Below are 23334 nucleotides of genomic sequence, written 5' to 3'. Positions count from 1 at the left end.
AACTAAAAGTGTTGATTGAGGATACTTTGCAAATCGAAGGGGTACTCATCAAGTGTGCTGTTATGGGTTCTTGTGTAGCTTTTAAAATCAATTTGCTGCCAATTATCGGGGTCCACCAAAGGGAGGATGCGCTTGACGTTTCCTTGATGCGCGATTGCCAGTTTAAAGCGCACTTCTTGAGTGCTACTTTTTGACACTGAAAAGCGGTGATCATAGGCTTTGACCAAAGCCCAAGCCCCCATCAAAAAGTGTCCACCCACCGACGCCGTTTGCCTACCATCGGCTATAGCGCTCAAGGAGTCGGCCAGCCAATCAAAACCACCGATAAACATATCTTTATTGACCACTTTGCCATGTTGCTGAGCTTGTTGTGCAGCCGCCAGCGCCATGGCGTCCGAGGCGCACCAGATGATACTTAACTCAGGATAGCGCCGTAATAGTTTGGCCGTTTGTTGACGGGCAACTTCTTGCTGCCAACGACCATGCACGACTTGCACTAGTTGTCCTTGGTGGTCTGCTAAAAAGTCGCGCAATCCATTCACACGCAGGTTTGTTTCTCCTCCGTAGTGCCCCCCTATCGCCGCCACCAGCGGTGACTCTATGCCTTGCTCAACGGCTTTGTTGTGCAAAAAAGAAGCGAGTTGCTGCCCAGCGTGTTGGTTGTCATGGGACAGCTCCGCCAACCAATAATGGAAGCGCTTACCAGGCTTTTGCACAAGCTCCCGCTCTTGTTGGGACAGTGTCTCTTCCAACGTGACAAAATAAACCTCGCGCTGCTCCAGTAACTGCATAGACTGACCACTGCCGCCGGGGTAATTGATAAGCACCGCATAATCCGGCGCAGGATGAGTAGCTAAATACCGGGCGATGGCTCGATGCTGAAACTCTCGATGACCGTCGCCATAAACAATGTCTAAATTGATGTCTAAGTCCCCGGCAGCTTGCACCGCAAAAGTCTCTACTTTATGCCAAAAAGGGTCGCCCGCTGTAGATGGGTTAACAAACAGCACCCGCATTGCGCCATGTGCGCTAAAGCAAGATGACACATAAAGGATGGCAAATAAGATAACATGGTTTTTCACAGGGACTCCTTGGCTAGCGCTGAGTATAGTTTATGTTGATGGTATTAGCGCCATCGCTCTACCGCTTTGCGCCAAGCCCATTCTACGGGGCCTTGAGTAAAGATGCGCAGATACGCGTTCGCACCGAGCAATTGCACAATGATAATGGCAAAGGCCAATAACGCATAATGCGCTAGCGCAAAGTTTTGTGCGATATACAATCCAAAGTAATGGGTAATGACCAGCATCAATGCGCTTTGTGCCAGATAACAACTGAGCGATAAGCGCCCAACATTCGCAAGCAGCCTAATCCCTACACCCATACGTAAGCGTCTACGACTGAGCCAATGCAAGGCAACCAACGCCGTGATTGTGCCACTAATGGAGTTCGCAATAAGGCTTAGCGTCGCCGTAAAGCTATTACCATAGCTAAGATGAATGCCGCTGAGCAGTAAGCAGAGCAGCAATCCAGCTCCGACAGACAGCTTCACCTGATGTGACCAAGGCGATGATAAAAAACCACTGCGCCATGTCGCTGCAATCAATAGCATGGCCCCTAACTCCAGCCAAAGCACAGAAAATAGGGATACCAAGGTCATCAGCAGCATATTGATAGCGTTGCTTGAGCGCGTAGCTAAAAAGTGAAAGTTATCTTGATTGAGATACCCTTGGTATTGCTCGTCGTCATAGGTGAGTGCAGGTTCAATATACAGCCCACTTAAGGTCAATAGCACTGCACTTCCAACAACAATAAGCAGCATGCCTTGACGCAGCTGCTGTTTCGCGGGTGAATCTAACATTGTGACTAACAACAGCCCGGCAAGGGCATACCCGAGTAAGATATCCCCCGCCCACAATAGCATCCCATGCACCAGACCAATGACCGCTAAGCAATAGAGTCTGACGCGTAAATAGTGCATAGGTTCGTCGCGCGAGTCCTTGGCACGGCGCTGCCACTGGACAATTAAGCCCACCACAAAGAGCGCCACAAACAGTCCCCGAAAGCGCCCATCAAGTAGCAGAACCTGTATGCCATAGAGTAGCGAGTCGGCTAAATGGGTACCGGGCGGTGCGATGTAACCATAATCGAAATAAATGAAAAAAGGGGCATTCAAAAACAACAAGCCAAGGATGGCAAGCCCACGCAACGCATCAATTTCAGTGCGGCGTGCATCGGTGATTAATTGCCGATAATACCCTTGTTCGGCGAACAAACTGGCCTTAGACACTCCCCCCTCCACGATACAAATAGCGCTGACATTGTCGATAAAAAACATTACCATAGCACGGTTGTATTTATGCGCGGTATCAGTTTCATGCATTCCTTCATCTGTTGTTCCCCCTCTAATAAGCACCGCTTGCAAAAGGGTTTTACCTTGATTGAACTCATCATCGTGATAGTTATTCTGGCGGTGTTGAGTATCACCGTGTTACCGCAATTTTTAAATTTACAAAATGATGCGCGCATAGCCGTACTAGCCAATGCGCAGACCAGTATCGAACAGGCGAATACACTGATGCAGATGAAGGCGCAGATGCCTAGTTACCGAGCCACTGCGGTGACTGGGCGCAATGACCTGATTGATGTTGACTTAAACCGAGACGGTGTCATTGACCTCAGCGACGACAGCCCGGATGTGAGGTTGAAATGGTTTTTCTTAGATAACACCGATGTCGTCAAGCGGGTGGAATTTAGCGACGCCTTGGTATTTGAAGAACAAGGCATCGATTTTACCTATATTGGCTATGACTTTGATGACGACGGCGCGGTGCAAGATGACCAGTGCTATGTGCTTTACACACAAGCGCAATCTGCCGACCAGCCACCGACATACGCTCGCCAAACAACAGGGTGCTAACGCTATCGACGCGCTTTACAAATCATCGAACATTTGCGACCAGGTAATGGCCGATTGGTGTAAATTGGGCAACCCCTCATCACTGATGTTAAGCGGTATACAGGCTCTTTGCATCGCCCACCAACTGCCAGACTCATACGCTTTTACCAGCTCGAGCAGATAAAACAAGGTGTTGTTTTCCCCATTTAGCGCATTGGCAATATCATCGGGGAAAGGCAATTGCTCTACAATGCTTTGCATGGGCCTATCGAGCATGGCATCAATGAGTGAAAAGAGCCCCACAAGGAACGCGCTGCTACTGAGGTGGGGGAAATAACGCTTTGCTAATAGCTCACAGAAGCGCGCGCGAATTGACGACATCTTGGTCAGCTCAAGCGGTTTTTCGTGGGCGATATGGGCGGTCACTATCAGTGACACAAAACGCCGCACCCGCAGCTCGCCTAGATACACCAAAGCTTGCTTAATGGAGTCCATACGCTCTTTAAGCGGAAACAGCCCAGAATTGATAAAGCGCAATAATTTGTAGGCTAAGGCGGTGTCTTGAGAAAACACCTCGCTGAGTTTATTGAGATTAATATTGGGCTTGAGGGTCATGCTGTAAATCATCATGATCAATGCCGAACGCGCAACACAATCGCGCTGTTTAACCATTTGCGGGCGAGCAAAATAATAGCCCTGAAAGAAATCAAAACCGCGTGCTTTGGCTTGCTCGTATTGCTCTTGCGTTTCTACTTTTTCCGCTAGGTACTTTATATTTGGATACTTTTTTAACACCGCGAGGGTTTGGTCTATTTCCTCAAAGCTGCTGTGCATAAGGTCAAACTTAATAAGCCGCACTAGCTTTAGAAACTTTTCCCATTGTGGGTGGTATTGAAAATCATCGAGCGCCAAACGAAAGCCACGGTGAAACAACTCTCGACACAACTGATAGTGCTCTTCACTGGGCTCAACAGTCTCGAGTATCTCAATCACCACTTTATCGGTAGGAAGAAACTCCCCTAAACGGGCATGTAGCGATTGCTCACCAAAATTGATCAGTGCTTTTCGGCCACCGGTGAGAAATGATAAACCTTGATTGAGCTGATTGTCATAGATCAGTTTGGCTGTCGCGGTTTTATCCTCGACATTAGGGAAACGGTTATCTTCACCATCGCGAAACAACAACTCGTAAGCAACCACCTTTTGTTGCTTGTTAAATACTGCTTGGCGCGCTACAAAAACGTCCAACCCTGCTCTCCTCGGCTACCAAATTCGCACTCAATCTTCACTACGACGCAAGTATACCCACCGCAAAGAACTTCACAATCGAACAAAAGCATAGGGTTGGAGAAGAATTTAACGCTTTACCTGGGTGTTAAGCATGGTTGAAGATGAAAAAAACACCAACAAATCGACGAAAAAGCGCAGAATTAAGGCCAAGTTACTTGTTGTCAGCACACTTTGCCAGTAATGTTACAGCCTATCAAAATGAAAGAGCCCCCCTTCTTTTCATGATTACTCAGTGCAAGTCACTGCATTCTCCCGGGGATATGGCTTGCTCATACGATAACTGACAACAATAACTTCCTGATAATGGAGTAAGCAATGCGTTTATCTATGATTGCCGCAGCGATTGCTGCGACTACCCTAGTTACAGGCTGTAGCGAGCAACCTGCTAACAACGAACAAAACCAAGCTCAAACCGAACAAGTAACCAAAACCACCGCTGACGCTGTACAAGAAAATCTATTTTTAAGCCCGAGCCCATTGCAGTATATGGCGCCTGAATTTGATAAAATTGATACCAGTTTATATGAACCGGCATTTGATGCGGGGATTGAAGAGCAACGTGTTGAGATTGAAGCTATCGCTAACAACTCTGAAGCGCCTACTTTTGAAAACACCTTGGTGGCAATGGAACAATCCGGCGCCATTTTGGACCGTGTACGCGCCGCCTTTAACAACCTCTCTGGGCTGATCTCAAACGACGAATATCAGCGTATCGATGCCAAAATGGCGCCGGTATTAGCCGAGCACCGTGACAATATTTATCTAAACAAAGCCCTTTTTGACCGTGTCGCTGCTGTTTATGACAATAAAGACACGCTAAGCAAGGAAGATCAGCGCCTCGTTGAATATTACTATAAACGCTTTGTGCGTGCGGGTGCGAAGCTCGACGAAAGCCAAAAGCAACGTATGCGTGAGATTAACTCTGAGCTTTCTAAACTCAGCACTGAGTTTTCGCAAAATATCTTAAAGTCATTCAAACAAGACACCATCTTAGTCACAGACAAAGCGCAATTAGCGGGTTTAGCTGAAGATGAAATTGCCAGCTTAAAGGCAGCTGCACAAAAAGCAGGAAAAGACGGCTACATGATCACCTTGGTCAATACCACCCGTCAGCCAATTCTTTCAAGCCTCGAAAATCGTGAGCTACGTGAAAAAGTGTGGCGCACGTCATCACAGCGCGCGCAACAAACCAATGGTCCAATCGCTATCAAAGAAGCGCAGCTTCGAGCAGAAAAAGCCGCTTTGCTTGGTTTTGAATCATGGGCACATTACCAGCTAGACGATCGCATGGCGAAAACGCCGGATGCAGTGTTCACTATGCTTGATGATCTTGCTCCGAAAGCAGTCGCTAAAGCCAAATCTGAAGCTGAACTCATTCAAGCAGCAATCAAAAAAGACGGTAAAGACTTTGAGCTTAAGCCTTGGGATTGGGCTTATTATGGAGCTAAGGTGCGCGCCGAGCTATATGACATTGATGCAAGCTTAGTAAAGCCTTATTTCGAAATGAATACCGTTATTAACGACGGCCTGTTCTTCGCCATGAATAAGCTTTATGGCATCACCATGAAAGAGCGCAATGACTTGCCAACTTACCACGAAGACGTGTTTGTGTGGGAAGTGTTCAATGAAGATGGCAGCTCAATTGGCCTATTCTACCTTGACCCTTATGCTCGCGAAGGTAAGCGTGGCGGCGCGTGGATGAGTGCCTATGTATCGCAAAACCACCTTAAAGGAACCAAGCCGGTTATTTATAACGCGCAGAACATTCCCAAGCCAGCGGAAGGTCAGCCAACACTGATGACCTTCTCTGAAGTAACGACTATGTTCCACGAGTTTGGTCATGCCATTCACGGCCTGTTCTCCGATGTAAAATACCCATCGCTTGCCGGTACAGCCACGGCGCGCGACTTCGTTGAATTCCCGTCTCAGGCTAACGAGGACTGGAACATTGAGCCGAGCGTACTCGCTAACTATGCTAAGCACTACAAAACTGGCGAGCCTATCCCTCAAGAGCTGCTAGATAAACTATTGAAGTCGCATACCTTTAACCAAGGTTTTGATACCACTGAATACCTAGCCGCAGCGTTGCTGGATATGGAATGGCACTCTATTGCACCGGGTACCAAGGTTGAAGACTTTGCCCAGTTTGAGCAAAACGCGCTTGAGAAACACGGCATTGATTACTACCCAGTGCCGCCGCGCTATAAAACCTGCTACTTTAGCCACATCTTCGCTGGTGGTTACAGTGCGGGCTACTACGCCTACCTATGGACAGAAGTGTTTGCAGCGGACTCGTTCGCACATATGCAAAACGAAGGTGGCTTGACCCGTGAAAACGGTGACCACTATCGTAAAGAAGTACTCTCGCGTGGTAACAGCCGTGATTTAATGCAAAGCTACATTGAATTCCGTGGCCAAAAACCAACCACCGACGCATTACTTAAACGCCGTGGTCTCGTGGAAGACAGCAAAGAGTAAATAAACGCTTTATAAGCACATCATAACGCGGCCCTAGTGCCGCGTTTTTTATTGAAAAAATTCATACTCAGGTACAGGCATCCCTACTTTGGCCCTGCTATAATGCCCAGCGTTTTTCCACACCATTCAGATTATGATAAAAAAAACGCTTATTACCCTTATTTCCCTCAGCGCAATCGTCCTTGGCGGCGGCGCTATCTGGTTGAGTTATCAGTTATATCAGAACAAGTTTGTCACCCTAGATCCACAACTTAAAGAGGTGTCGGGGATTGAGTTTGATAAACGTGGCCGCCTGTGGGCCATTAACGACAGTGGCGATGGCCCGTTTCTCTATCAGGTCGATGACAAAGGCAAAGTGCAACGGCGGGTGCAAGTGGTCAATGCCAAGAATATTGATTGGGAAGACATGACCCAAAACGAATTTGGCCATTTCTTTTTAGGCGACTTTGGTAACAACGATAACCTGCGCCGTTGGCTAACAATTTATAAAATAGAAAACCCCATTGATATTAAATCTGATGAAACCAACGCAGAGATCATTAAATTCACCTACAAAGAATTGTGGGAGCAACCGCTTACGCCTGAGCGTAAGAACTTTGATTTAGAAGCCTTTGTTGAGTATCGACACCAACTGTATTTATTTACCAAAAATAGAACTCAACCATTTGATGGTAAAACTAACTTGTACCGTATTGGCAATCACGCGGGTAATTATGAAGCGCAATTTATCGCCTCGTTTCAAACCTGTACCACCGCCGAAAAGTTATGTTGGGTGACATCCGCAGCCATGAGCCCAGATAGGAAAAAGCTGGTATTGCTAGACTCCACCCATTTATGGCTGTTCGAGAACTGGCAAGGCGATAATTTTTTCTCCGGTACCATAGATAAGATCAATCTCGGTTTGGTAACACAAAAAGAAGCCGTCACGTTTTACGACAATGACACCCTGGTTATTACCGATGAGGAATTTAATGGGATTGGTCGCAATGTCTATGTTATAAAATTAACACAACAACAAAGAGAGCGTGTCAGCGACGGCTCCAAAGCCTTGTAGTATCGCGCCTCACTGACCACCTATTTAAGGAGTAATAGGGTGCTAGATAGTCCTATGCTAAAACAAATTACCGAATCCTTGGATACCGTTATATTCAGCTATGGCGGCTCCGCGTTTACCCTAGCGACCTTGATTCAGATCCCACTTATCATCGCCGGCGTATGGCTCGTTGTGCGCTACATTGGTCGGCTTATCCACCGCCGTATTATACAAAAGCGAATGGGGCCAGATGCAGCGCTTTTATTTAAACGTATCTATTTGGTGCTGTGCATCATTATTATCATCTTTACCACCCTTGAAGTGCTTAATATTCCGCTCACCGCATTCGCATTTGTCTCAGGGGCCGTGGCGATTGGCGTTGGTTTTGGCGCACAGAATATTATTAACAACTTTATCAGTGGTTGGATCCTCATCGGTGAGCGCCCCATCCGTATCGGCGACTTTTTAGAGGTCGGTGATGCTAAGGGCGTTGTGGAGACGATTAACACCCGCTCGACCCGCATTCGCCGTAACGATGGCGTGCACCTACTGGTCCCTAATAGCCAGCTGCTAGAGAATACCGTAACCAATTGGACACTGATCGATACCATGGCGCGCACGTATGTTCGAGTTGGCGTGGCCTATGGCAGTGATGTGAATTTAGTGGCTCAGCTTATCACCGAGGTGCTAGAAGAGGTGCCCACCGTACTCAATAACCCACCCCATAGCGTAATCTTTGAAGATTTTGGCGACAGCGCGCTTATCTTCGATGCAGTCTTTTGGGTTAATGCGGAGGCCGAGTCCAACGTCCGGAAAATAAAAAGCGATATCCGTTTTGGAATTTGTGCAAAATTTGCCGAACATGATGTAGTTATCTCATTCCCACAACGAGACGTGCATATTGATGGTGAGTTGCATATTCGCCAACAAAAAAGCCCCAACTAGTGGGGCTATTAACTTCGCTTAAATGTGCTTAGAAAGCATCAACGACCTTGTGTAACACTTCTATTTTGCTTGCTTTAACCAAATCAGAAGCTTGTAGCTTCTCATTAAGTTGCTGCAATTCTGTGGCTGTCGCTGGCTTAACCAAAACGGTGCCATTAGCAAACTGTTGAACCATTTGTAAGTCGAAAGTGTTAAGCACTGCGTCAATATCGCCCGCAGGGATGAGCACTAAATTGCCGCTTACTGTGGCAAATTCACCACGTAGGGAGTGGCGCATTACATCCCCTTGCCACAGCCCCTCACGGTCACTGGCTACAGCGCCATCATTAGCTTGCACGTAGGCATTCGTGCCCTGCACGCTCACAGTTTTAGCCGGATCGGCTAAGTAAGCAGGTACGATACGGACATTGTCCACCTTTTCATACAGACCCACGCTGGCCTTTCGCTCTAACTGAGCGGCACTAATCGCAGGCACATTGTGAGTGCTTAGCTTATTATCTTGGTCCATAGTCGATTTTAGCGTTGTAGCATGAACTGGCGCCATAATCGCAGCGCTTAGCGCTATTGCAAGAGTTGTTAACTTATTCATTATTATGCTCCTTATTGACGACCAGTTACACGTAAACCCCATCCCTCAAGGACAGATTCTGCCTCGTTCGGGAAGACTACGCTGGTTTCACCGTTCATACTAAACGCAACTTGATTAGGCTGCGCCGTATCAACGACTTTCACAGTCCAGGCTCCTTTCGCACTCTCGCCATAGAAAGCATTAGAGCGGAAATGCACCGTTGGCAAGTGAACATAACCTTGAGCAAAGTTGAAGTTGGCATCCAATGCTGGGTAAAGCTGCGCATGATGAGACGCAAGAACCACGCTCTTAGTGCCACTTGGCGACGTTACTTCGATAGCCAAGTCTGAACCCGCAGAGCTTTGAATCAGGCCCGGGATTTCTGGGTGACGGTAATCGGAGCGCATTTCTTCGTTAGCCACTGTGAAGCTAAACTGCATTGCTTCGATAGTATAGTCATCCGCCACTTCGATGCTGTGCGTTGCACCTGCCGCGTTGTTATCTGGAACCACTAAAGCTAATGATGCATCATCATTTTGAACACCCGCTGAAAGCCAGTCTGATTGCAGACGCTCGCCCAAATCAACATCATAGTTCAACGCCATTTTCACCGCTTCACCGGCATTCACACGGCCAAAGCCATAGAAGTTATTGAAGTGGTAACCGGCGGCGTTTTCTACCCAACCTTGGTGAGCGACAAATTCGCCGTTAGCCGTATTAAGCGTAACGGCGGCGTTATCAGCGTCAGTCATGCTCGCCGTTGTCGCCAAAATATGTTGAATGTCGCGGGCGCTCAAATCTGGGTTAGCTTCCATCAATAGCGCGACCACACCCGCTGTGTTTGGCGCCGCAGATGAGGTACCGCTCATAGAGTTACTGTAGTGACAGCTTGGGTTCATTGGGTGACCCGGGAAGTCAAAGTTTTTATACCCTTCAAGGAACGAAAGCGGCACACCCCATGCTCTCTCTAAGGCATCCATCATCGGCAGTCCCGACGCACCTTGCAAGCAGGTCATTTCGTCCGTGGTGACCATTGCTGGCTCCCAGCTGCCGTCTTCACCGGCAGGGGCCGCGATAAACATGGCACTGCCGGCAATAGAATAGCTTGAACGTTTGCCATTAGCTTTTAGTGCCGCCACAGAAACACTGTGTAAGCTGCGGTTAGCTTGAGAAACGTTGAGATCAATACAGCTTAGGCCGATGTCATTAACACCTGAAGAGCTACAGTAATTACCGTTATGGCGGCCTTCTTCGAAATCGTTACCCGCAGCGTTAATGCTTAAAGCACCTTTGCCATCGCGCAACACATCGCTGGCATAGGCCATGTTTGCCTCTTCGAACGGATCTTCTGGTAAGAACGCCGGTGGGTTATAGCCATAGCTACGGTTAAACACTACCTGCTCATGGCTTTGGATACCACTGGCAGGTAAACCACTGATCAAGGCGCCCATGTGTGCGGCATTTTGATTAGGAATATCCAGGTAGTTCATAGAGATAATTCCCGCATCGGGGGCCACACCACGACCACCCACACCATTGTGTGCTTTAGCCGCAATGAGACCGGCCACCGCAGTACCATGACGCGATGTTTTATCGCCGGTGATGGTTGGGTTAGTTGGGTCGAGGGCATCATCACGCAGGTTTAAAGAGCGGTGAGCAAGGACGTTGTCAGCCAAATCTTCATGGCCAATTTCCACGCCTTGGTCGACCACGACAGCAATACTGCCTTTACCCGTGATCCCCAGTTTATACGCTTCCAATACATTCATGTCCGCACCGGCAGCGCGGCTAGAAACAAACGAGTCCTCGAGTTGGGCGAAATACGCTTCTTGGTCTTGCTCGGCGATGCCATTAAGCACGGCAAGCTGTTCTTTGAAGATATCACTTTGAGCAAAAGCACGCTGCTCATTGTTATGTAAGTGCCACTGCTGCGCTGCTAAAGGATCGCCAGTAACATCGCTGATAGTGATGCTGCCAGCCGACGTTTTACCATTGGCGGATACATCGTAATTGATAACAGCAGGCTGTCCTGATAAAGAGGTGTAGATAAACTCTTTGTCTTCACCCAGTGCTAAAGTGCCGTGTGAGAACGTATAGATACCGTCTTCGGCCGCAACCACCTGGTCTTCGTCATAGAATGTCAGCGTGATAGCATCGCCATCTTGATCGTGAGCAATCAAGGTGCCGGTCACCGGCTGCCATTGTTTCACTCCCTCAAGACTGACTTCCCCTGCTTTCGGTGCAGTATCAACTACAGGTTGATCGTCGCTGTCGCTGCCACCACAACCACTTAATGCGATAAGCATTGCGCTGGTCAAGGCGCTTAATTTTATTTTATTGTTGTTCATTGACCTTCCTTCATTGTGAATGAAGGAACCGAATTTACGCAAATAGGAACATACACTCAATAGAGCATTTACATCCCTTTACAACTAAAGCATGAATTTGTCATATTTTGGTGTATATGATTAAAAACCAAGCACTTTATGGTTATTTATTGTACTTCAAGGAAACATTTTCCTACATCAGCGTTTAAATTTTGTTTCTAAAATGACTGATGAATTGGTGCGCTCTACGCCATCCAGGTTGCCAATATCATCAAGCAAGTGACTAAGCTTTTCGAGATTTTGCGCTTGCACTACCGCGATCAGGTCAAACTCGCCACTGATCGCATATAAGTCGGTAATCGCATCTATGTGCTTGAGTTCAATGTTGGTTTTAGTGGTGAGCTTTTGTTTCACCTTAATCGACACATGGGCTGACACCATGGATGATAAATAGGCGTCACCATACTCGACACTGTAGCCTTTGATAACGCCACTTTCTTCTAGCTTTTGCATCCGGCTTTGTACCGTCGAACGAGATAAATCCAGTGCTCTGGCCAAATCAGAAATACTGGCGCGAGCATTGGTGCGCAGCAAGGACAACAACTTTTCATCTTGTGGGTTAACCATTTTGCATGCCTTTTTCGTTATTTTGATGGCTATTATAATCAATTTTAACAATATGGCACTGCAAATTGAACTTGATTAACGGCACCATAGCAGTAAGTTTTAATGAATCTATGCTTGGTGCAGCAATGACTCGGCCAAGCACAGTAAAAATAAAGGTGTGTCATGCAAGTAAATCGTGAACTATTTAATGAAGTAATGGTGCCAAACTACAACCCATCAGCGGTTATTCCGGTAAAAGGGGAAGGCTCTCGCGTTTGGGACCAACAAGGTAATGAATTTATCGATTTCGCCGGCGGCATCGCGGTAAACTGCCTAGGTCATTGCCACCCAGCTCTGGTTACTGCACTGAAAGAACAAGGCAGTAAAATCTGGCACCTTGCCAACGTTATGACCAATGAACCGGCTCTGCGCTTAGCGAAAAAACTCACCGACGCAACCTTTGCCGATCAAGTGTATTTTGCTAACTCCGGTGCTGAAGCCAACGAGGCGGCGTTAAAACTAGCTCGTCGTTGGGCGTTGGATAATTTCGGCGAAAAGAAAGCAAAAATCATCGCGTTTAACAAAGGCTTCCATGGCCGTACCTTCTTCACCGTTACCGTGGGTGGCCAAGCCGCCTACTCTGATGGCTTCGGGCCAAAACCAGGTGAAGTGGTTCACTGCGATTATAACGACCTTGAGACTTTTAAGTCGTTGATTGACGACGACACCTGTGCGGTGATGATGGAGCCATTGCAAGGTGAAGGTGGGATCATTGCCCCTGATATGGACTTTGTCAAAGGCGTACGTGAACTGTGCGATAAGCATAAATCGTTACTTATTTTTGATGAAGTTCAAACCGGTGTTGGTCGTACGGGTGAGCTTTACGCCTACCAAGGCCTAGGCGTAACACCAGACATTCTTAGCTCAGCCAAAGCACTGGGCGGCGGCTTCCCTATTGGTGCCATGCTCACCACTAAAGAGATTGCCAAACACTTAAAACCGGGCACGCATGGTTCAACCTACGGCGGTAACCCACTGGCCTGTGCGGTCGCTGAAGCAGCATTTGACACGGTAAACACACAGCAAGTGTTAGAAGGGGTAAAAGTGCGTGAACAGCTATTCCGTGACGGTCTCAATGCTATCAATGAAAAGTACAACGTGTTCAGTGAAGTGCGTGGTAAAGGCTTGCTATTAGGCGCGGTTCTTAACGCCGACTACCAAGGCCGCGCCCGTGATTTCCTTAATGCGAGCGTTGAAAACGGCTTAATGAGCTTAGTCGCAGGTGCCGATGTAGTTCGCTTCACGCCATCGTTGGTGATCCCTGAAGCGGATATCAAAGAAGGGCTAGCGCGCTTCGAAAAAGCCGTTGCTTCGCTGGTTAACGCCTAGCAACCACACGGCTAAGAGCCTACTTATGTTAGTACTTAGACCTATTCGCGGCGATGACTTCGCCGCGCTAAAACAAATCGCCATCGAATCGGGCCATGGTTTTACCTCGCTGCCTGTCGATGACGAGTTGTTACAAGCAAAAATCGAGCGCTCTGAGCGCAGCGTTGAAAAGCATGTCAATGGCCCCGGCGACGAGGGCTACTTATTCGTACTGCAAGATACCGAAAGCGGTGATATTGTCGGCACCACCGGCATTGAGGCGGCAGTCGGTATGAGCGTGCCGCTGTATCATTATCGGCGCTCCACGTCGGTGCATCACAGTCCAAGCTTAGACGTTTACAACCGCGTTGATACCTTGTCGATGTGTAACGATTACACCGGCTGTTCGGAGATCTGCACCTTATTCTTGCGTGAGCCGTATCGGCGAGGACTCACCGGTCGCTTCTTATCGCGCATCCGCTTTTTGTTTATGGCCGAACACAGCGACCGTTTTAGCGACACCATCATCGCAGAAATGCGTGGGGTTAGCGACGAGCATGGCCACTCACCTTTTTGGCAATGGTTGCAACAACACTTTTTTAGCATCGAGTTCCCCCAAGCCGACCACTTGGTGGGCTTAGGTGACAAGACCTTTATTAGTGAGTTGATGCCGAAATACCCCATTTACGTCAACCTTCTCAGTGAAGCGGCCCAAGCGGTCATTGGCCAGGTCCATGACAACACCAAGCCGGCGTTACGACTGCTGCAACGCGAGGGTTTTGAGCACCGTGGCTATGTTGATCTCTTCGACGCCGGGCCAACGGTGGAAGCCAAGCTAGGTAATATCAGTACCGTTCGCCAGTCAAAAGTTTGCCCTATTCTTATTAAAGAGCAGCTTGAACCGCAGGCTACTACTTGGGCGCTATGTAACGATAAGGTCGGCGATTTTCGCGCTATCTTTAGTGATGCCGTTGAATATTGCGACATCAAGCACCAACTTTATATCAGTGCCGAGGCCGCTGACACTTTAGGCGTTAGCCAAGGTGATTCAGTGCGCTTTTTCGCACTCTCTAGTCGTTAAGGAATGGCTATGAATGTTCAATTTATAAATAACCAATGGCTGGCCGGTGAAGGCCCGCGTTTTGAATCGATAAACCCCGCTGCAGACAGCGTTGTTTGGCAAGGCCAAGGCGCCAGCCCAGAGCAGGTCGATGCCGCGATTGCCAGCGCCCGTGCCGCACAATTTGCTTGGTCACAGAGTGCACTTGATGAGCGTATTGCCGTACTCGAGCGCTTTGTCGAGCAGTTAAAGGCCAATGCCGAAGAGCTCGCCACCACCATCGCCGAAGAAACCGGCAAGCCCATTTGGGAGACGCGCACCGAGGTTGGCGCCATGACCGGCAAAGTGGCTATCTCGATTCGCGCTTACCAGGAGCGCACCGGCACGGTAGAAAACCCGATGCCAGGAGCCAAAGCCTTTATTCGTCACAAGCCCCATGGCGTGGTGGCGGTTTTTGGCCCTTATAACTTCCCAGGCCATTTACCCAACGGTCATATTGTACCTGCCTTATTGGCCGGCAATACCGTGGTATTTAAACCATCAGAGTTAACGCCTAAGGTGGCCGAGCATACTCTCAAACTTTGGCAGCAAGCCGGTTTGCCAGCTGGGGTTATCAACCTAGTACAAGGTGAGATTGAAACGGGTAAGGCTCTGGCCTCACATCAAGACATTGATGGCTTATTCTTTACCGGCAGCTCACAGACCGGGCACTTATTGCACCAACAATTTGGTGGTCATCCGGGCAAAATCCTGGCGCTGGAAATGGGTGGCAATAACCCATTGATTGTCAAAGGTGTCAGCGACATCGACGCCACGGTCTATGACATCGTGCAATCAGCCTTTATTACCTCAGGTCAACGTTGTACTTGCGCTCGACGCCTATTTATAGAGCAAGGTGAACAGGGTGATGCCATTATCAAGCGTTTACTTGAAGTAACCAGCAACATTAAAATTGCCGACAGCTTCGCCGAAGAGCAGCCATTTATGGGCGCGATGATCAGCAAAAAAGCGGCAGCGGGCATGCGTGCAGCGTACGAGCAATTGCTTGCACAAGGCGCTACGTCACTGCTGGAAATGCAACACCTTGATACAAACACCGGTTTTGTCAGCCCCGGCATTGTTGATGTCACCAACATCGACCTAGCCGATGAAGAGCATTTTGGGCCGCTGTTAAAGGTGTACCGCTACAGTGATTTCGACAGCGCCATCAATGAAGCAAACAATACCTCATATGGTCTATCAGCCGGTTTTTTAGGCGACAGCCAAGCTGATTACGACTACTTTTTAGGACGCATTCGCGCTGGTATCGTTAACTGGAACCGTCCCATCACCGGTGCCTCAAGTGCCGCACCTTTTGGTGGTATTGGCGCCAGTGGCAACCACCGAGCCAGTGCCTATTATGCCGCCGATTACTGTGCCTATCCGGTAGCGTCGGTGGAAGCACCCACGTCTACGTTGCCAGAAAAACTTGCGCCGGGCTTAATACTTTAAAAGAATCAAACGCATCTATGTGTTAAGGAATTATTATGCATAACAATGTAAACACACTATTTGAACACTTGTGGGACAACTACCTTGAAGTGACTCCATCAGCCGTTAAAGTACACGAGCTACTAGGCTCGACTCAACGCGATGACGTTATTAACGACCATATTGCGCTGCGCACCTTTAACTTGCCTAAGGTTGGCTTAGAAAAGCTCGCTGCGCACTTTAAAGCCGTGGGTTACAAAGAGTGTGGCGAATATCACTTCGAAGCCAAGAAACTCTACGCCAAGCATTTTGAGCACGAAGACCCGACTCAACCTAAAGTGTTTATCTCTGAGCTGCTTGTTGAACAGTTCTCAGATGAGCTACAAAAGACCGTTCATGAGATGGTTGATAGCATTGATGAAGACGCCGTCACTGCAGACAACTTCTTATACTCTGGCACCCATTGGGATGTCAGCTATGAGACCTATCAAAAGCTATTGGCAGAAAGTGAATACGCTGCCTGGATGTCGGCTTGGGGTTATCGCGCTAATCACTTTACCGTGAGCATTAACCACTTGGCACAATTTGATACCATTGAGCAGGTGAACCAAAAGCTTAAAGATGCTGGCTTTAAACTGAATACCTCAGGCGGTGAGATTAAAGGCTCTCCAGAGGTGCTACTAGAGCAGTCATCGACGCTAGCTGACGATGCCAAGGTGGCTTTTTCAGACGGTGAAAAGGCAGTACCAAGCTGCTTCTATGAGTTTGCTCTGCGCTACTTAAAGCCTGATGGCGAAATCTACACTGGCTTCGTTGCCGCTTCAGCGGATAAAATCTTCGAAAGCACCAACGCCCGTTAAGCGTTAACGGTGCTTATACTGAGTCTTGCAGTATCCGCGTTCAATACGCGGATCACGCAAGGCTTGGTGTTTACTTTTGCGACCACTAACCCGCGCTCGCCAAAGACGAAAACTCCCCGCCTTTAGTTCACGACGCATCAGTTTTATCACCGCTTGCTCATTGAGACCGTAGAGGCGTTCAATGGCCTCAAACGGGGTTCTGTCTTCCCACGCCATTTCAATAATACGTGAATGATCGCCAGCACCTCTGTCCATCGTATCTCCTACTCATTGATTAAAATAACCACGCCTATTAGCCATAACGGCAACAAGGCTCATGGTGCAGTTAAACCTTGGCAAAGGTGGGAAAGATCACTGTGGCGCACAAAAAAGTTAACCTTCCTTATAAATATTGTCCGGTGTGTGGCTTGCGCTTTACGTGGCGTAAAAAATGGCGCAACAACTGGCCTTCTGTACGCTATTGTTCGAAGCGCTGCGCAGCTAAAGGCGTAGGCTAAGCACTTTATTATCAAGGTGTTTTCTAGCATACTTAGCGCATATATGCCGCTATTGGATTTTATACTAAGGAAGGTTTGCGCATGGGTGCAAAGCAAGATGTTACTGCCGAACTACTACCGGATTGGGATCACTATATTGCGAGCGAGCCCAGTCGGGCCCTAGCGGATATTTATCAGCGCGCAGGCGCTCGCAGCCAAGACATTCGCAACTGGTATTGGCGCAGTATTCAATCCAAACGCCGCGCCTCATTAACGGTGCGCATTCTGACTTTCTCTTTGGTTATTCTTGGGGCTTTACTGCCTATTTTTGCCGGTCTATTTGAGCATTACCAACAACGTCTGTACCTAACCCAAGCAGGTGTCGGAGCACTTGCTCTGGCGGGACTGTTACAAGCGGCAGATCGTATTTTTGGTTGGTCCAGCGGTTGGATCCGCTATATTTCCACGGTAACAGAAATGGAAAGCCTGAGCCGACGCTTTGAGGCCGACTGGTCACAGTATATTTTACACCGCCAACAGCCACTGCAACAGGACGATGTCCGCGCCCTGTTTGATTTGTCGCGCCACTACTTAGCGCGCACCGCACAATTACAAAAAAGCGAAACTCGGCAATGGGTGTCAGAGTTTGCCACCGGCAATGAATTGCTCGGTGAACTTATCCAACAATACCAAGCACCGTCGCAGCCAAGCGAATCAATATCAGCGCCATCAACCACGCAACCGAGTGCCCAACTTGGGGCGGTGAATGTTAAGGTGGAATTTAGCCACAGTCCCTACTGTTATGCCATTGCCATCGACGATGCCACCCCGATACGTTGTTGTGCCCAAACGTGGACACAGCGTCATCTCGCACTTGGCGCGCACATCATCAAAATCTATGACGAGCAAGGTAACGAGGTGCTGGCGCAACAAACTTTTTATGTTAGCGCGGCGCAGATTGCCGAGCTCACTATTGCTATGCCGGCACGCTCAACATAGCCTTATTGGCCTGCGTGGGTGTTGCTGTGTAGTAAGTGCGGCAATGCTTTGACCTGATAGGCTTGAAAAAGTTGGCCGCCGTTATCTATGATAATATCAATGCTGGGGTGAAATTGCTGTGCAAACACCTGCACATCTGTCGGCTTGGTCCACAAGTTTGACACTACCACCACCACTTTTTTGCCTTGCTCGGCGAGCTTATTCACCCGCTCACGGCTCACTTTACACTGGCGCGCCGTATCCGCCTTGCGCTCTTGCCAGTAACTCTCGCACCATGTGGCGCTAAATAGCACTGCATCTGCCAAAGGGAGCTTTGTTGGCGATTGGTCATTTTCTCGAAGCATCTTGGTTGGCAGTGGCTCAGCGTTGGCTAATGCCGTAAGTGCCTGGGCCAACTGTTCATCGCTTTGATGGCTGCGATAGACTAACTGCCCTTGGCGATTAAACAGCAAATGCAAGGGCGTCCCCTGCAAACCGACCTGGGTTGCTAATTGCTTGTGCTCATCCTGAGCAATCGTCATACCCAGTTGAAAACGCTCAACCACCTTGTTGATGGCGTGCGCATCATCGTTCAGGTCGATGTTAACGGCAACAAAGGCTAATTTATCGCCAAAATCTTGATAATGCTGCTGCAATTTTGGCATTTGTTGCATACACGGGCTGCACCAGCTTGCCCACATCTTTACATACAGAGGCTTCGCCCCCTGCAACTGCGCGAGAGACACCGAGGTTCCGCCTTGTAACTCTTTTAACTGAATGCTGTGCAATGGCGTGGCGTGGATGAACCAAGAAACGAAAGTGAAGGTCAAAAGTATGAAGTATTTCATTGTTGCTACCTAGTTATTGCGATGGCCCTAAATTAGCAATATGCTGGAGGCAACGCTTGAACAAAACCGACAATGTCATGACCTCGCCCACACGCATATTGCGCAGCCAGTATTATCGTCCTTTAAGCGACTTTGCCCTGCAAATAAAGGCCCTGTATGTAGGTGGTGTGGCCCAGTTATGGCAGGCGCGAACCGGCGCTGAACAGCCCTACTCGCAGCAATTGTTACACGCCGACGCGCGCATGGGCTTGCTCGCACTTACGCAGGGTCAGGCTTATTTAGGCGAGCAGTTATTAACGCCGGGGCTGTACATCACCGGTTGTCAACAGCATAGCAAGGTGTTGAGCTGTGCAGCGGGTACTCATTTGCTCGGTGCCCGTTTTCATTTGGCGGCACAGGGCAGTTTCATCAGACAACCCGCCGCAGAAATGGTGAATCAATGTATTCGCATTGATGATATCGACACCGCCCCGCAACTGCACCGCGCCGCGCGATTCAGTGAAGCGCAACCATTTTTTGATCTGATTAAAACCCTGAGCAGCCATTTACCCCGCCAGCAACAAGTGCTCAGTGGCGCCGCGATTGAGGTGTGCACCAACTCCGCCGATTTAGCCGAGCAACTGGGTAAAACCCCGCGCACTATCGAGCGCTACTGCAAACACCACATTGGTATTTCCCTGCGCAGCATTCATAAACTGCAACGAGTGGCCCGCGCCCGCGAGCGCATTAAACATCAGCGCCAAACGTCTTTAACCGAGTTGAGTTATGCACTCAATTTTGCCGATCAGGCTCACTTTAGCCGTCAGTTTAAACAAGTGGTTGGGCTCAGCCCGCGTGATTATCAACAACTCAAATGGGCTAATCGCCCGGCCTAAAGGGTTGAGCAAACCGAGCGTGTATTAACGCACTGTGGCCCTGTTTGTCTACACCAACACATAAACCATCTTCCGCCAAATACAGTGCGCCGCTATACCTGTCTGTGGCAATGTCAGCAATGTGCGCCATCGTTGCATCTCCCCCGTACCGGGCACTGAAATGGGTGAGTATCAGGCTCGGCACCTGGCGCTGTTGGGCATAGTCACAAATTCGCTCAACGTCGCTGTGGCCGGTATGAAACCCAACCTTGTGCAAATCTTTGGCGGTAAAAGTCGCCTCATGAACCAATAGCTGAACCCCTTCGATAAGCGGATCTAAGCATTGCGGCTTTTCATTATCGCCACACACCATGACGCTACGTGCTGGCCACGATGGATAGGTATATTGGGTGGCCGTTAAGGTGCGGCCCTCAAAGGTTACGTCTTCACCACGTTGCAGCTGGTTATAATGGCGGCCTGAGCCGATATGGTGGCGCTTGAGCTGTGCAATATCCAGCTTTAATGGGATGGCATGCTCGTCAAAGCGATACGCTTTACTTGGCACCCGGTGTTGTAGCGCGCAGCTGCGCACTGTGGCCCAAGAGCCTGAGTACTCATCAAGGGCGTCATAATCATAAAGCTGCAAGGGAAAGTTCAATTGCCAATCACTGAGCTTAAGGGTGGCACTGACAAAATCCAGCACCTGCTGTGGGGCAATGATGGTAAGTGGCGCTTGGCGGCCACTGAGTCCGGCCGAGGCAAGCAGTCCCGGCAAGCCATAGCAATGGTCGCCATGTTTATGGGTAATAAATATCGCTTCAAGGTGATAAAGACTGAGCGTGGTTTTTAATATTTGATGCTGCGTTGCTTCACCACAATCGACCAAATACCAAGGCTTTTTATCCTCTCGAAATACCGCATAGCCTGAGACATTGCGCGTTGATGTCGGTGTGCCCGAACTACTACCGAGAACCTGGACCTGCATTGTGGCCTCCTTGAACAAATGAAGGGGTTGGTTGATTTTACGCACCTTACCCCCAAAATATAAGTAACGACAGCAACATTGTGAGAGCCGCGATGAAAAACGAAATAGACAGTAAGACCCTGCTGCGGGTCTATGAACATATTCAAAAGCATGGTGAGCAAACCGACGAGGGCAAGTTCTATGAGGGGCTCACGGCATTTTCTGATGTTGATGGCTATACCGTCTATCTACAAGGAAGTGGTGTGCTAATGCGCTTTGGTTTTCACAACACTTATCACCTCGATTACCAAAGTGATAAGAACAAAGAGGATTTCATCAAAAAAATTGAGGCGATAGCTAAACAAGCTTGATCGCTGCCTCACTGTGCCTGCGTATATCCTTTTATAGCAGTTTAAGGAGATGAATGTGCGCAGGCCTCGAGGTCCAAGAAAGACCCCCAAGACATTACAACACCACAGCGAGCAAGTAGTCGCCGCACTAAAAGCGGACCCGAGTAAACTCGAACTGATCAAAGATAATTTGGAATATTACCGCCAGCAGCGCCACCTTAAGCGCGGCTTTTTACTAGCCATCGAGCGTTTTGATTGGGTTTTTAGCGCGCACAGCGATGTCGACGAAATCTGCGATGCCCTGCTGCGCGACGATTATATCGGCAAACGCTTACGCCGTTATCCCCTGCTCTACAAAGGGGTATTGGATGATTAGCTTGGTGTGGTTAAAGCGTGATTTGCGCATTAATGACCATGCCCCTATTCATTTTGCCGCGCAAAGCATGCGCCCGGTGCTATGTCTGTACGTGATTGAGCCCGAATATTGGTGCCTTGACGACACCAGCGAGCGCCAGTTTCGTTTTGTTGCGCAAGCATTACGCTCCTTGGCAACTCAACTTGAGCGCATCGGCGGGCGGTTAATAGTGCGTCGCGGTGAGGTGTGCGACATCTTAGCGCGCATCCATCAACATGCGCCTATCCATACCCTGTATAGCCACCAGGAAACCGGCAATTCGTGGACGTATAGCCGAGATAATCAGGTGTTTTCATGGTGTCGCGAGCGCAGTATTACCATTGCCACCTATCGCCAACAGGCAGTATTTCGTGGCGCCATAGAACGCGATCATTGGCAAACAAAGGCGCAGCACTGGCTTAAGCAGCCGCAACTAGAAAGCCCCACACATATAACGAGTTTGCTTGGCCATCATGACGGTTTAGCATTACTAGATCACTATCCGGGCAACGATAACCTTATTGCCAGCGGTGCCCAACATGGTGCCCACGCCTGTGCCTTGGCCACCCAGCAAAGCTTTTTAGCAACGCGCATGCATCACTATCGCGGCGGCATTTCCTCGGTACTCAGTGCCCCCACCCGGTGCTCTCGTTTAAGCCCTTACCTCGCCTATGGCGTGATCAGCCTACGCGAAAGTATTCAGAACCTGGGGGCTATCAAAGGCGCCGCAGGCCATAAACGCGCGGTATTGGCCCGTTTGCATTGGCACAGTCATTTTGTGCAAAAGCTGGAGTCAGAGCCGAGCTATTGTGAACACGCAGTGCACCGCGACCTTATTCATTTACGCGCCGAGCAGTTCGATGAGCAGCAATTTTTAGCCTGGTGCCAGGGGCAAACGGGTGTGCCTTTTATCGACGCCTGCATGCGTTTTTTGCATCACTATGGTTGGATTAATTTTCGTATGCGCGCCATGCTTATTGCCTATGCCAGTTACCAACTCTGGTTAGATTGGCGTCAACCAGCAGCGTTTTTAGCCGCGCAGTTTGTCGACTACGAACCCGGGATTCATTATCCCCAAGTGCAAATGCAATCGGGCTGCACCGGTATCAATCCGTGGCGAATGTATAACCCGGTGACACAAGGACAAAAATACGACCCTCACGGCCATTTTATTCGCCGCTGGCTGCCCGAGCTGAGCAAGGTACCGAGCGCCTATGTGCATACCCCGTGGTTATACAATGGCCTCAGTCATGACACCTACCCGCGCCCGAGTGTGCTTCCGGACATTGCCCTGCGACAAGCGAAAGCGCGCATTGCCGATTATTATCAGCGCCATGTGAATAGCCGCGAGACGGCGCGCGTGGGCCACCAACATGGCTCCCGTAAACGCCAACGCAAGGCATCAAGTAAAACAAAATCAAGCAAACAACTGGGATTATTTTGATCCCTTAGCACTGTTGGTGCGTAACAATTATTGCTTTTCCCTAAAGCATTATGCCCCTGAGCGGGCAAGCAGAGGTGCCCACCTCTGCTTTTTTTTGGCTATCCATCGCGCGCTGCTCGGCT

General features: G+C 49.1%; 23 protein-coding genes. 14 read left to right on the top strand and 9 right to left on the bottom strand.

Features of this window, described 5'->3' with window-relative positions; all coding sequences use genetic code 11:
* Positions 1-2: 2 nt before the first annotated feature.
* Both W04_RS00545 and W04_RS00540 read right to left on the bottom strand, forming a co-directional pair.
* A complete protein-coding gene (locus W04_RS00545; protein WP_053909384.1) occupies positions 3-1082 on the bottom strand; it encodes an ABC transporter substrate-binding protein in 1080 nt (359 codons plus the stop codon).
* Positions 1083-1126: 44 nt separating this feature from the next.
* Positions 1127-2383: a DUF418 domain-containing protein gene (locus W04_RS00540; RefSeq protein ID WP_053909383.1), complete on the bottom strand. Its 1257-nt coding sequence runs from the start codon at positions 2381-2383 to the stop codon at positions 1127-1129.
* On the opposite strand from W04_RS00540, the gene W04_RS00535 reads away from it, so the two are divergent.
* Positions 2360-2920, top strand: a complete 561-nt coding sequence (locus W04_RS00535; protein WP_373432689.1) for a prepilin-type N-terminal cleavage/methylation domain-containing protein — start codon at positions 2360-2362, stop codon at positions 2918-2920. The genes W04_RS00540 and W04_RS00535 overlap by 24 nt on opposite strands.
* Positions 2921-2935: 15 nt before the next feature.
* Here W04_RS00535 and W04_RS00530 read toward each other — a convergent pair whose 3' ends face one another.
* The gene (locus W04_RS00530) at positions 2936-4147 is read right to left on the bottom strand and encodes an EAL and HDOD domain-containing protein (RefSeq protein WP_053909381.1); all 1212 of its coding nucleotides are present in this window, start codon (positions 4145-4147) and stop codon (positions 2936-2938) included.
* A 357-nt stretch (positions 4148-4504) separates the two neighbouring features.
* Here W04_RS00530 and W04_RS00525 point away from each other — a divergent pair, with 357 nt between their 5' ends.
* From W04_RS00525 to W04_RS00515, 3 genes are all read left to right on the top strand, one after another.
* Positions 4505-6667 (top strand): M3 family metallopeptidase, encoded by a 2163-nt coding sequence (locus W04_RS00525; RefSeq protein ID WP_053909380.1) that lies wholly within the window; start codon positions 4505-4507, stop codon positions 6665-6667.
* 133 nt (positions 6668-6800) lie between these two features.
* Positions 6801-7721: a hypothetical protein gene (locus W04_RS00520; RefSeq protein ID WP_053909379.1), complete on the top strand. Its 921-nt coding sequence runs from the start codon at positions 6801-6803 to the stop codon at positions 7719-7721.
* A 54-nt stretch (positions 7722-7775) separates the two neighbouring features.
* Positions 7776-8645: a mechanosensitive ion channel family protein gene (locus W04_RS00515; protein ID WP_045979947.1), complete on the top strand. Its 870-nt coding sequence runs from the start codon at positions 7776-7778 to the stop codon at positions 8643-8645.
* Positions 8646-8673: 28 nt separating this feature from the next.
* Here W04_RS00515 and W04_RS00510 read toward each other — a convergent pair whose 3' ends face one another.
* From W04_RS00510 to W04_RS00500, 3 genes are all read right to left on the bottom strand, one after another.
* Complete coding sequence (locus tag W04_RS00510; protein WP_053909378.1) at positions 8674-9234, bottom strand: hypothetical protein; 561 nt, start codon at positions 9232-9234, stop codon at positions 8674-8676.
* 11 nt (positions 9235-9245) lie between these two features.
* Positions 9246-11561, bottom strand: coding sequence for a S8 family serine peptidase (locus W04_RS00505; protein WP_053909377.1), 2316 nt, complete (start codon positions 11559-11561; stop codon positions 9246-9248).
* Positions 11562-11738: 177 nt separating this feature from the next.
* Entirely contained in the window at positions 11739-12167 is a 429-nt protein-coding gene (locus tag W04_RS00500; RefSeq protein ID WP_053909376.1) for an Lrp/AsnC family transcriptional regulator, read from the bottom strand.
* A gap of 162 nt (positions 12168-12329) precedes the next feature.
* On the opposite strand from W04_RS00500, the gene W04_RS00495 reads away from it, so the two are divergent.
* Genes W04_RS00495 through W04_RS00480 form a run of 4 tightly spaced genes read left to right on the top strand, consistent with a single transcriptional unit; the run spans position 12330 to position 16904 of the window.
* Entirely contained in the window at positions 12330-13535 is a 1206-nt protein-coding gene (locus tag W04_RS00495; RefSeq protein ID WP_053909375.1) for an aspartate aminotransferase family protein, read from the top strand.
* A 25-nt stretch (positions 13536-13560) separates the two neighbouring features.
* Positions 13561-14595 carry an arginine N-succinyltransferase gene (gene astA / locus W04_RS00490; RefSeq protein ID WP_053909374.1) on the top strand — a complete coding sequence of 345 codons (1035 nt, stop codon included), beginning with the start codon at positions 13561-13563 and terminating at the stop codon, positions 14593-14595.
* Between the two features lie 3 nt (positions 14596-14598).
* A complete protein-coding gene (gene astD, locus W04_RS00485) occupies positions 14599-16065 on the top strand; it encodes a succinylglutamate-semialdehyde dehydrogenase (RefSeq protein ID WP_053909373.1) in 1467 nt (488 codons plus the stop codon).
* 35 nt (positions 16066-16100) lie between these two features.
* On the top strand, positions 16101-16904 hold the full coding sequence (locus W04_RS00480) for a DUF1338 domain-containing protein (protein ID WP_022945492.1): 804 nt from the start codon (positions 16101-16103) through the stop codon (positions 16902-16904).
* Positions 16905-16907: 3 nt separating this feature from the next.
* On the opposite strand, the gene W04_RS00475 is transcribed toward W04_RS00480, so the two are convergent.
* Positions 16908-17159: a TIGR03643 family protein gene (locus W04_RS00475; protein ID WP_045979941.1), complete on the bottom strand. Its 252-nt coding sequence runs from the start codon at positions 17157-17159 to the stop codon at positions 16908-16910.
* An 86-nt stretch (positions 17160-17245) separates the two neighbouring features.
* On the opposite strand from W04_RS00475, the gene W04_RS18655 reads away from it, so the two are divergent.
* Both W04_RS18655 and W04_RS00470 read left to right on the top strand, forming a co-directional pair.
* Positions 17246-17401 (top strand): DUF2256 domain-containing protein, encoded by a 156-nt coding sequence (locus W04_RS18655; protein WP_373432693.1) that lies wholly within the window; start codon positions 17246-17248, stop codon positions 17399-17401.
* 81 nt (positions 17402-17482) lie between these two features.
* Positions 17483-18379, top strand: coding sequence for a DUF4231 domain-containing protein (locus W04_RS00470; RefSeq protein WP_053909372.1), 897 nt, complete (start codon positions 17483-17485; stop codon positions 18377-18379).
* A 2-nt stretch (positions 18380-18381) separates the two neighbouring features.
* Here W04_RS00470 and W04_RS00465 read toward each other — a convergent pair whose 3' ends face one another.
* Complete coding sequence (locus W04_RS00465) at positions 18382-19206, bottom strand: thioredoxin family protein (protein ID WP_053909371.1); 825 nt, start codon at positions 19204-19206, stop codon at positions 18382-18384.
* A gap of 56 nt (positions 19207-19262) precedes the next feature.
* On the opposite strand from W04_RS00465, the gene W04_RS00460 reads away from it, so the two are divergent.
* The gene (locus tag W04_RS00460; RefSeq protein WP_053909370.1) at positions 19263-20081 is read left to right on the top strand and encodes a helix-turn-helix domain-containing protein; all 819 of its coding nucleotides are present in this window, start codon (positions 19263-19265) and stop codon (positions 20079-20081) included.
* Here W04_RS00460 and W04_RS00455 read toward each other — a convergent pair.
* Positions 20065-21045 (bottom strand): MBL fold metallo-hydrolase, encoded by a 981-nt coding sequence (locus W04_RS00455; RefSeq protein WP_053909369.1) that lies wholly within the window; start codon positions 21043-21045, stop codon positions 20065-20067. The two genes, W04_RS00460 and W04_RS00455, sit on opposite strands and share 17 nt — an antisense overlap.
* Positions 21046-21137: 92 nt before the next feature.
* On the opposite strand from W04_RS00455, the gene W04_RS00450 reads away from it, so the two are divergent.
* From W04_RS00450 to W04_RS00440, 3 genes are read left to right on the top strand one after another with little or no spacing between them, the layout of a single operon-like run.
* Positions 21138-21395, top strand: a complete 258-nt coding sequence (locus tag W04_RS00450) for a DUF3081 domain-containing protein (RefSeq protein WP_022943876.1) — start codon at positions 21138-21140, stop codon at positions 21393-21395.
* Between the two features lie 49 nt (positions 21396-21444).
* On the top strand, positions 21445-21750 hold the full coding sequence (locus W04_RS00445) for a hypothetical protein (protein WP_022943875.1): 306 nt from the start codon (positions 21445-21447) through the stop codon (positions 21748-21750).
* The gene (locus W04_RS00440) at positions 21743-23212 is read left to right on the top strand and encodes an FAD-binding domain-containing protein (RefSeq protein ID WP_053909368.1); all 1470 of its coding nucleotides are present in this window, start codon (positions 21743-21745) and stop codon (positions 23210-23212) included. The genes W04_RS00445 and W04_RS00440 overlap by 8 nt, the downstream gene beginning before the upstream one ends.
* Positions 23213-23334 lie beyond the last annotated feature (122 nt).

Origin of the sequence: Pseudoalteromonas sp. SW0106-04, assembly GCF_001293805.1 — a bacterium.
GTDB lineage: Bacteria > Pseudomonadota > Gammaproteobacteria > Enterobacterales > Alteromonadaceae > Pseudoalteromonas > Pseudoalteromonas ruthenica.
This window is presented reverse-complemented; position numbering and strand designations above follow the sequence as displayed.

Excerpts from the sequence above, each read along its gene's own strand:
- W04_RS00535 (WP_373432689.1), top strand. The coding sequence starts at position 2,360 with ATGCGCGGTATCAGTTTCATGCATTCCTTCATCTGTTGTTCCCCCTCT.
- W04_RS00540 (WP_053909383.1), bottom strand. The coding sequence starts at position 2,383 with ATGCATGAAACTGATACCGCGCATAAATACAACCGTGCTATGGTAATG.
- W04_RS00525 (WP_053909380.1), top strand. The coding sequence starts at position 4,505 with ATGCGTTTATCTATGATTGCCGCAGCGATTGCTGCGACTACCCTAGTT.
- W04_RS00520 (WP_053909379.1), top strand. The coding sequence starts at position 6,801 with ATGATAAAAAAAACGCTTATTACCCTTATTTCCCTCAGCGCAATCGTC.
- W04_RS00515 (WP_045979947.1), top strand. The coding sequence starts at position 7,776 with ATGCTAAAACAAATTACCGAATCCTTGGATACCGTTATATTCAGCTAT.
- W04_RS00510 (WP_053909378.1), bottom strand. The coding sequence starts at position 9,234 with ATGAATAAGTTAACAACTCTTGCAATAGCGCTAAGCGCTGCGATTATG.
- W04_RS00505 (WP_053909377.1), bottom strand. The coding sequence starts at position 11,561 with ATGAACAACAATAAAATAAAATTAAGCGCCTTGACCAGCGCAATGCTT.
- W04_RS00500 (WP_053909376.1), bottom strand. The coding sequence starts at position 12,167 with ATGGTTAACCCACAAGATGAAAAGTTGTTGTCCTTGCTGCGCACCAAT.
- W04_RS00495 (WP_053909375.1), top strand. The coding sequence starts at position 12,330 with ATGCAAGTAAATCGTGAACTATTTAATGAAGTAATGGTGCCAAACTAC.
- astA (WP_053909374.1), top strand. The coding sequence starts at position 13,561 with ATGTTAGTACTTAGACCTATTCGCGGCGATGACTTCGCCGCGCTAAAA.
- astD (WP_053909373.1), top strand. The coding sequence starts at position 14,599 with ATGGCTATGAATGTTCAATTTATAAATAACCAATGGCTGGCCGGTGAA.
- W04_RS00480 (WP_022945492.1), top strand. The coding sequence starts at position 16,101 with ATGCATAACAATGTAAACACACTATTTGAACACTTGTGGGACAACTAC.
- W04_RS00475 (WP_045979941.1), bottom strand. The coding sequence starts at position 17,159 with ATGGACAGAGGTGCTGGCGATCATTCACGTATTATTGAAATGGCGTGG.
- W04_RS00470 (WP_053909372.1), top strand. The coding sequence starts at position 17,483 with ATGGGTGCAAAGCAAGATGTTACTGCCGAACTACTACCGGATTGGGAT.
- W04_RS00465 (WP_053909371.1), bottom strand. The coding sequence starts at position 19,206 with ATGAAATACTTCATACTTTTGACCTTCACTTTCGTTTCTTGGTTCATC.
- W04_RS00455 (WP_053909369.1), bottom strand. The coding sequence starts at position 21,045 with ATGCAGGTCCAGGTTCTCGGTAGTAGTTCGGGCACACCGACATCAACG.
- W04_RS00450 (WP_022943876.1), top strand. The coding sequence starts at position 21,138 with ATGAAAAACGAAATAGACAGTAAGACCCTGCTGCGGGTCTATGAACAT.
- W04_RS00445 (WP_022943875.1), top strand. The coding sequence starts at position 21,445 with ATGAATGTGCGCAGGCCTCGAGGTCCAAGAAAGACCCCCAAGACATTA.
- W04_RS00440 (WP_053909368.1), top strand. The coding sequence starts at position 21,743 with ATGATTAGCTTGGTGTGGTTAAAGCGTGATTTGCGCATTAATGACCAT.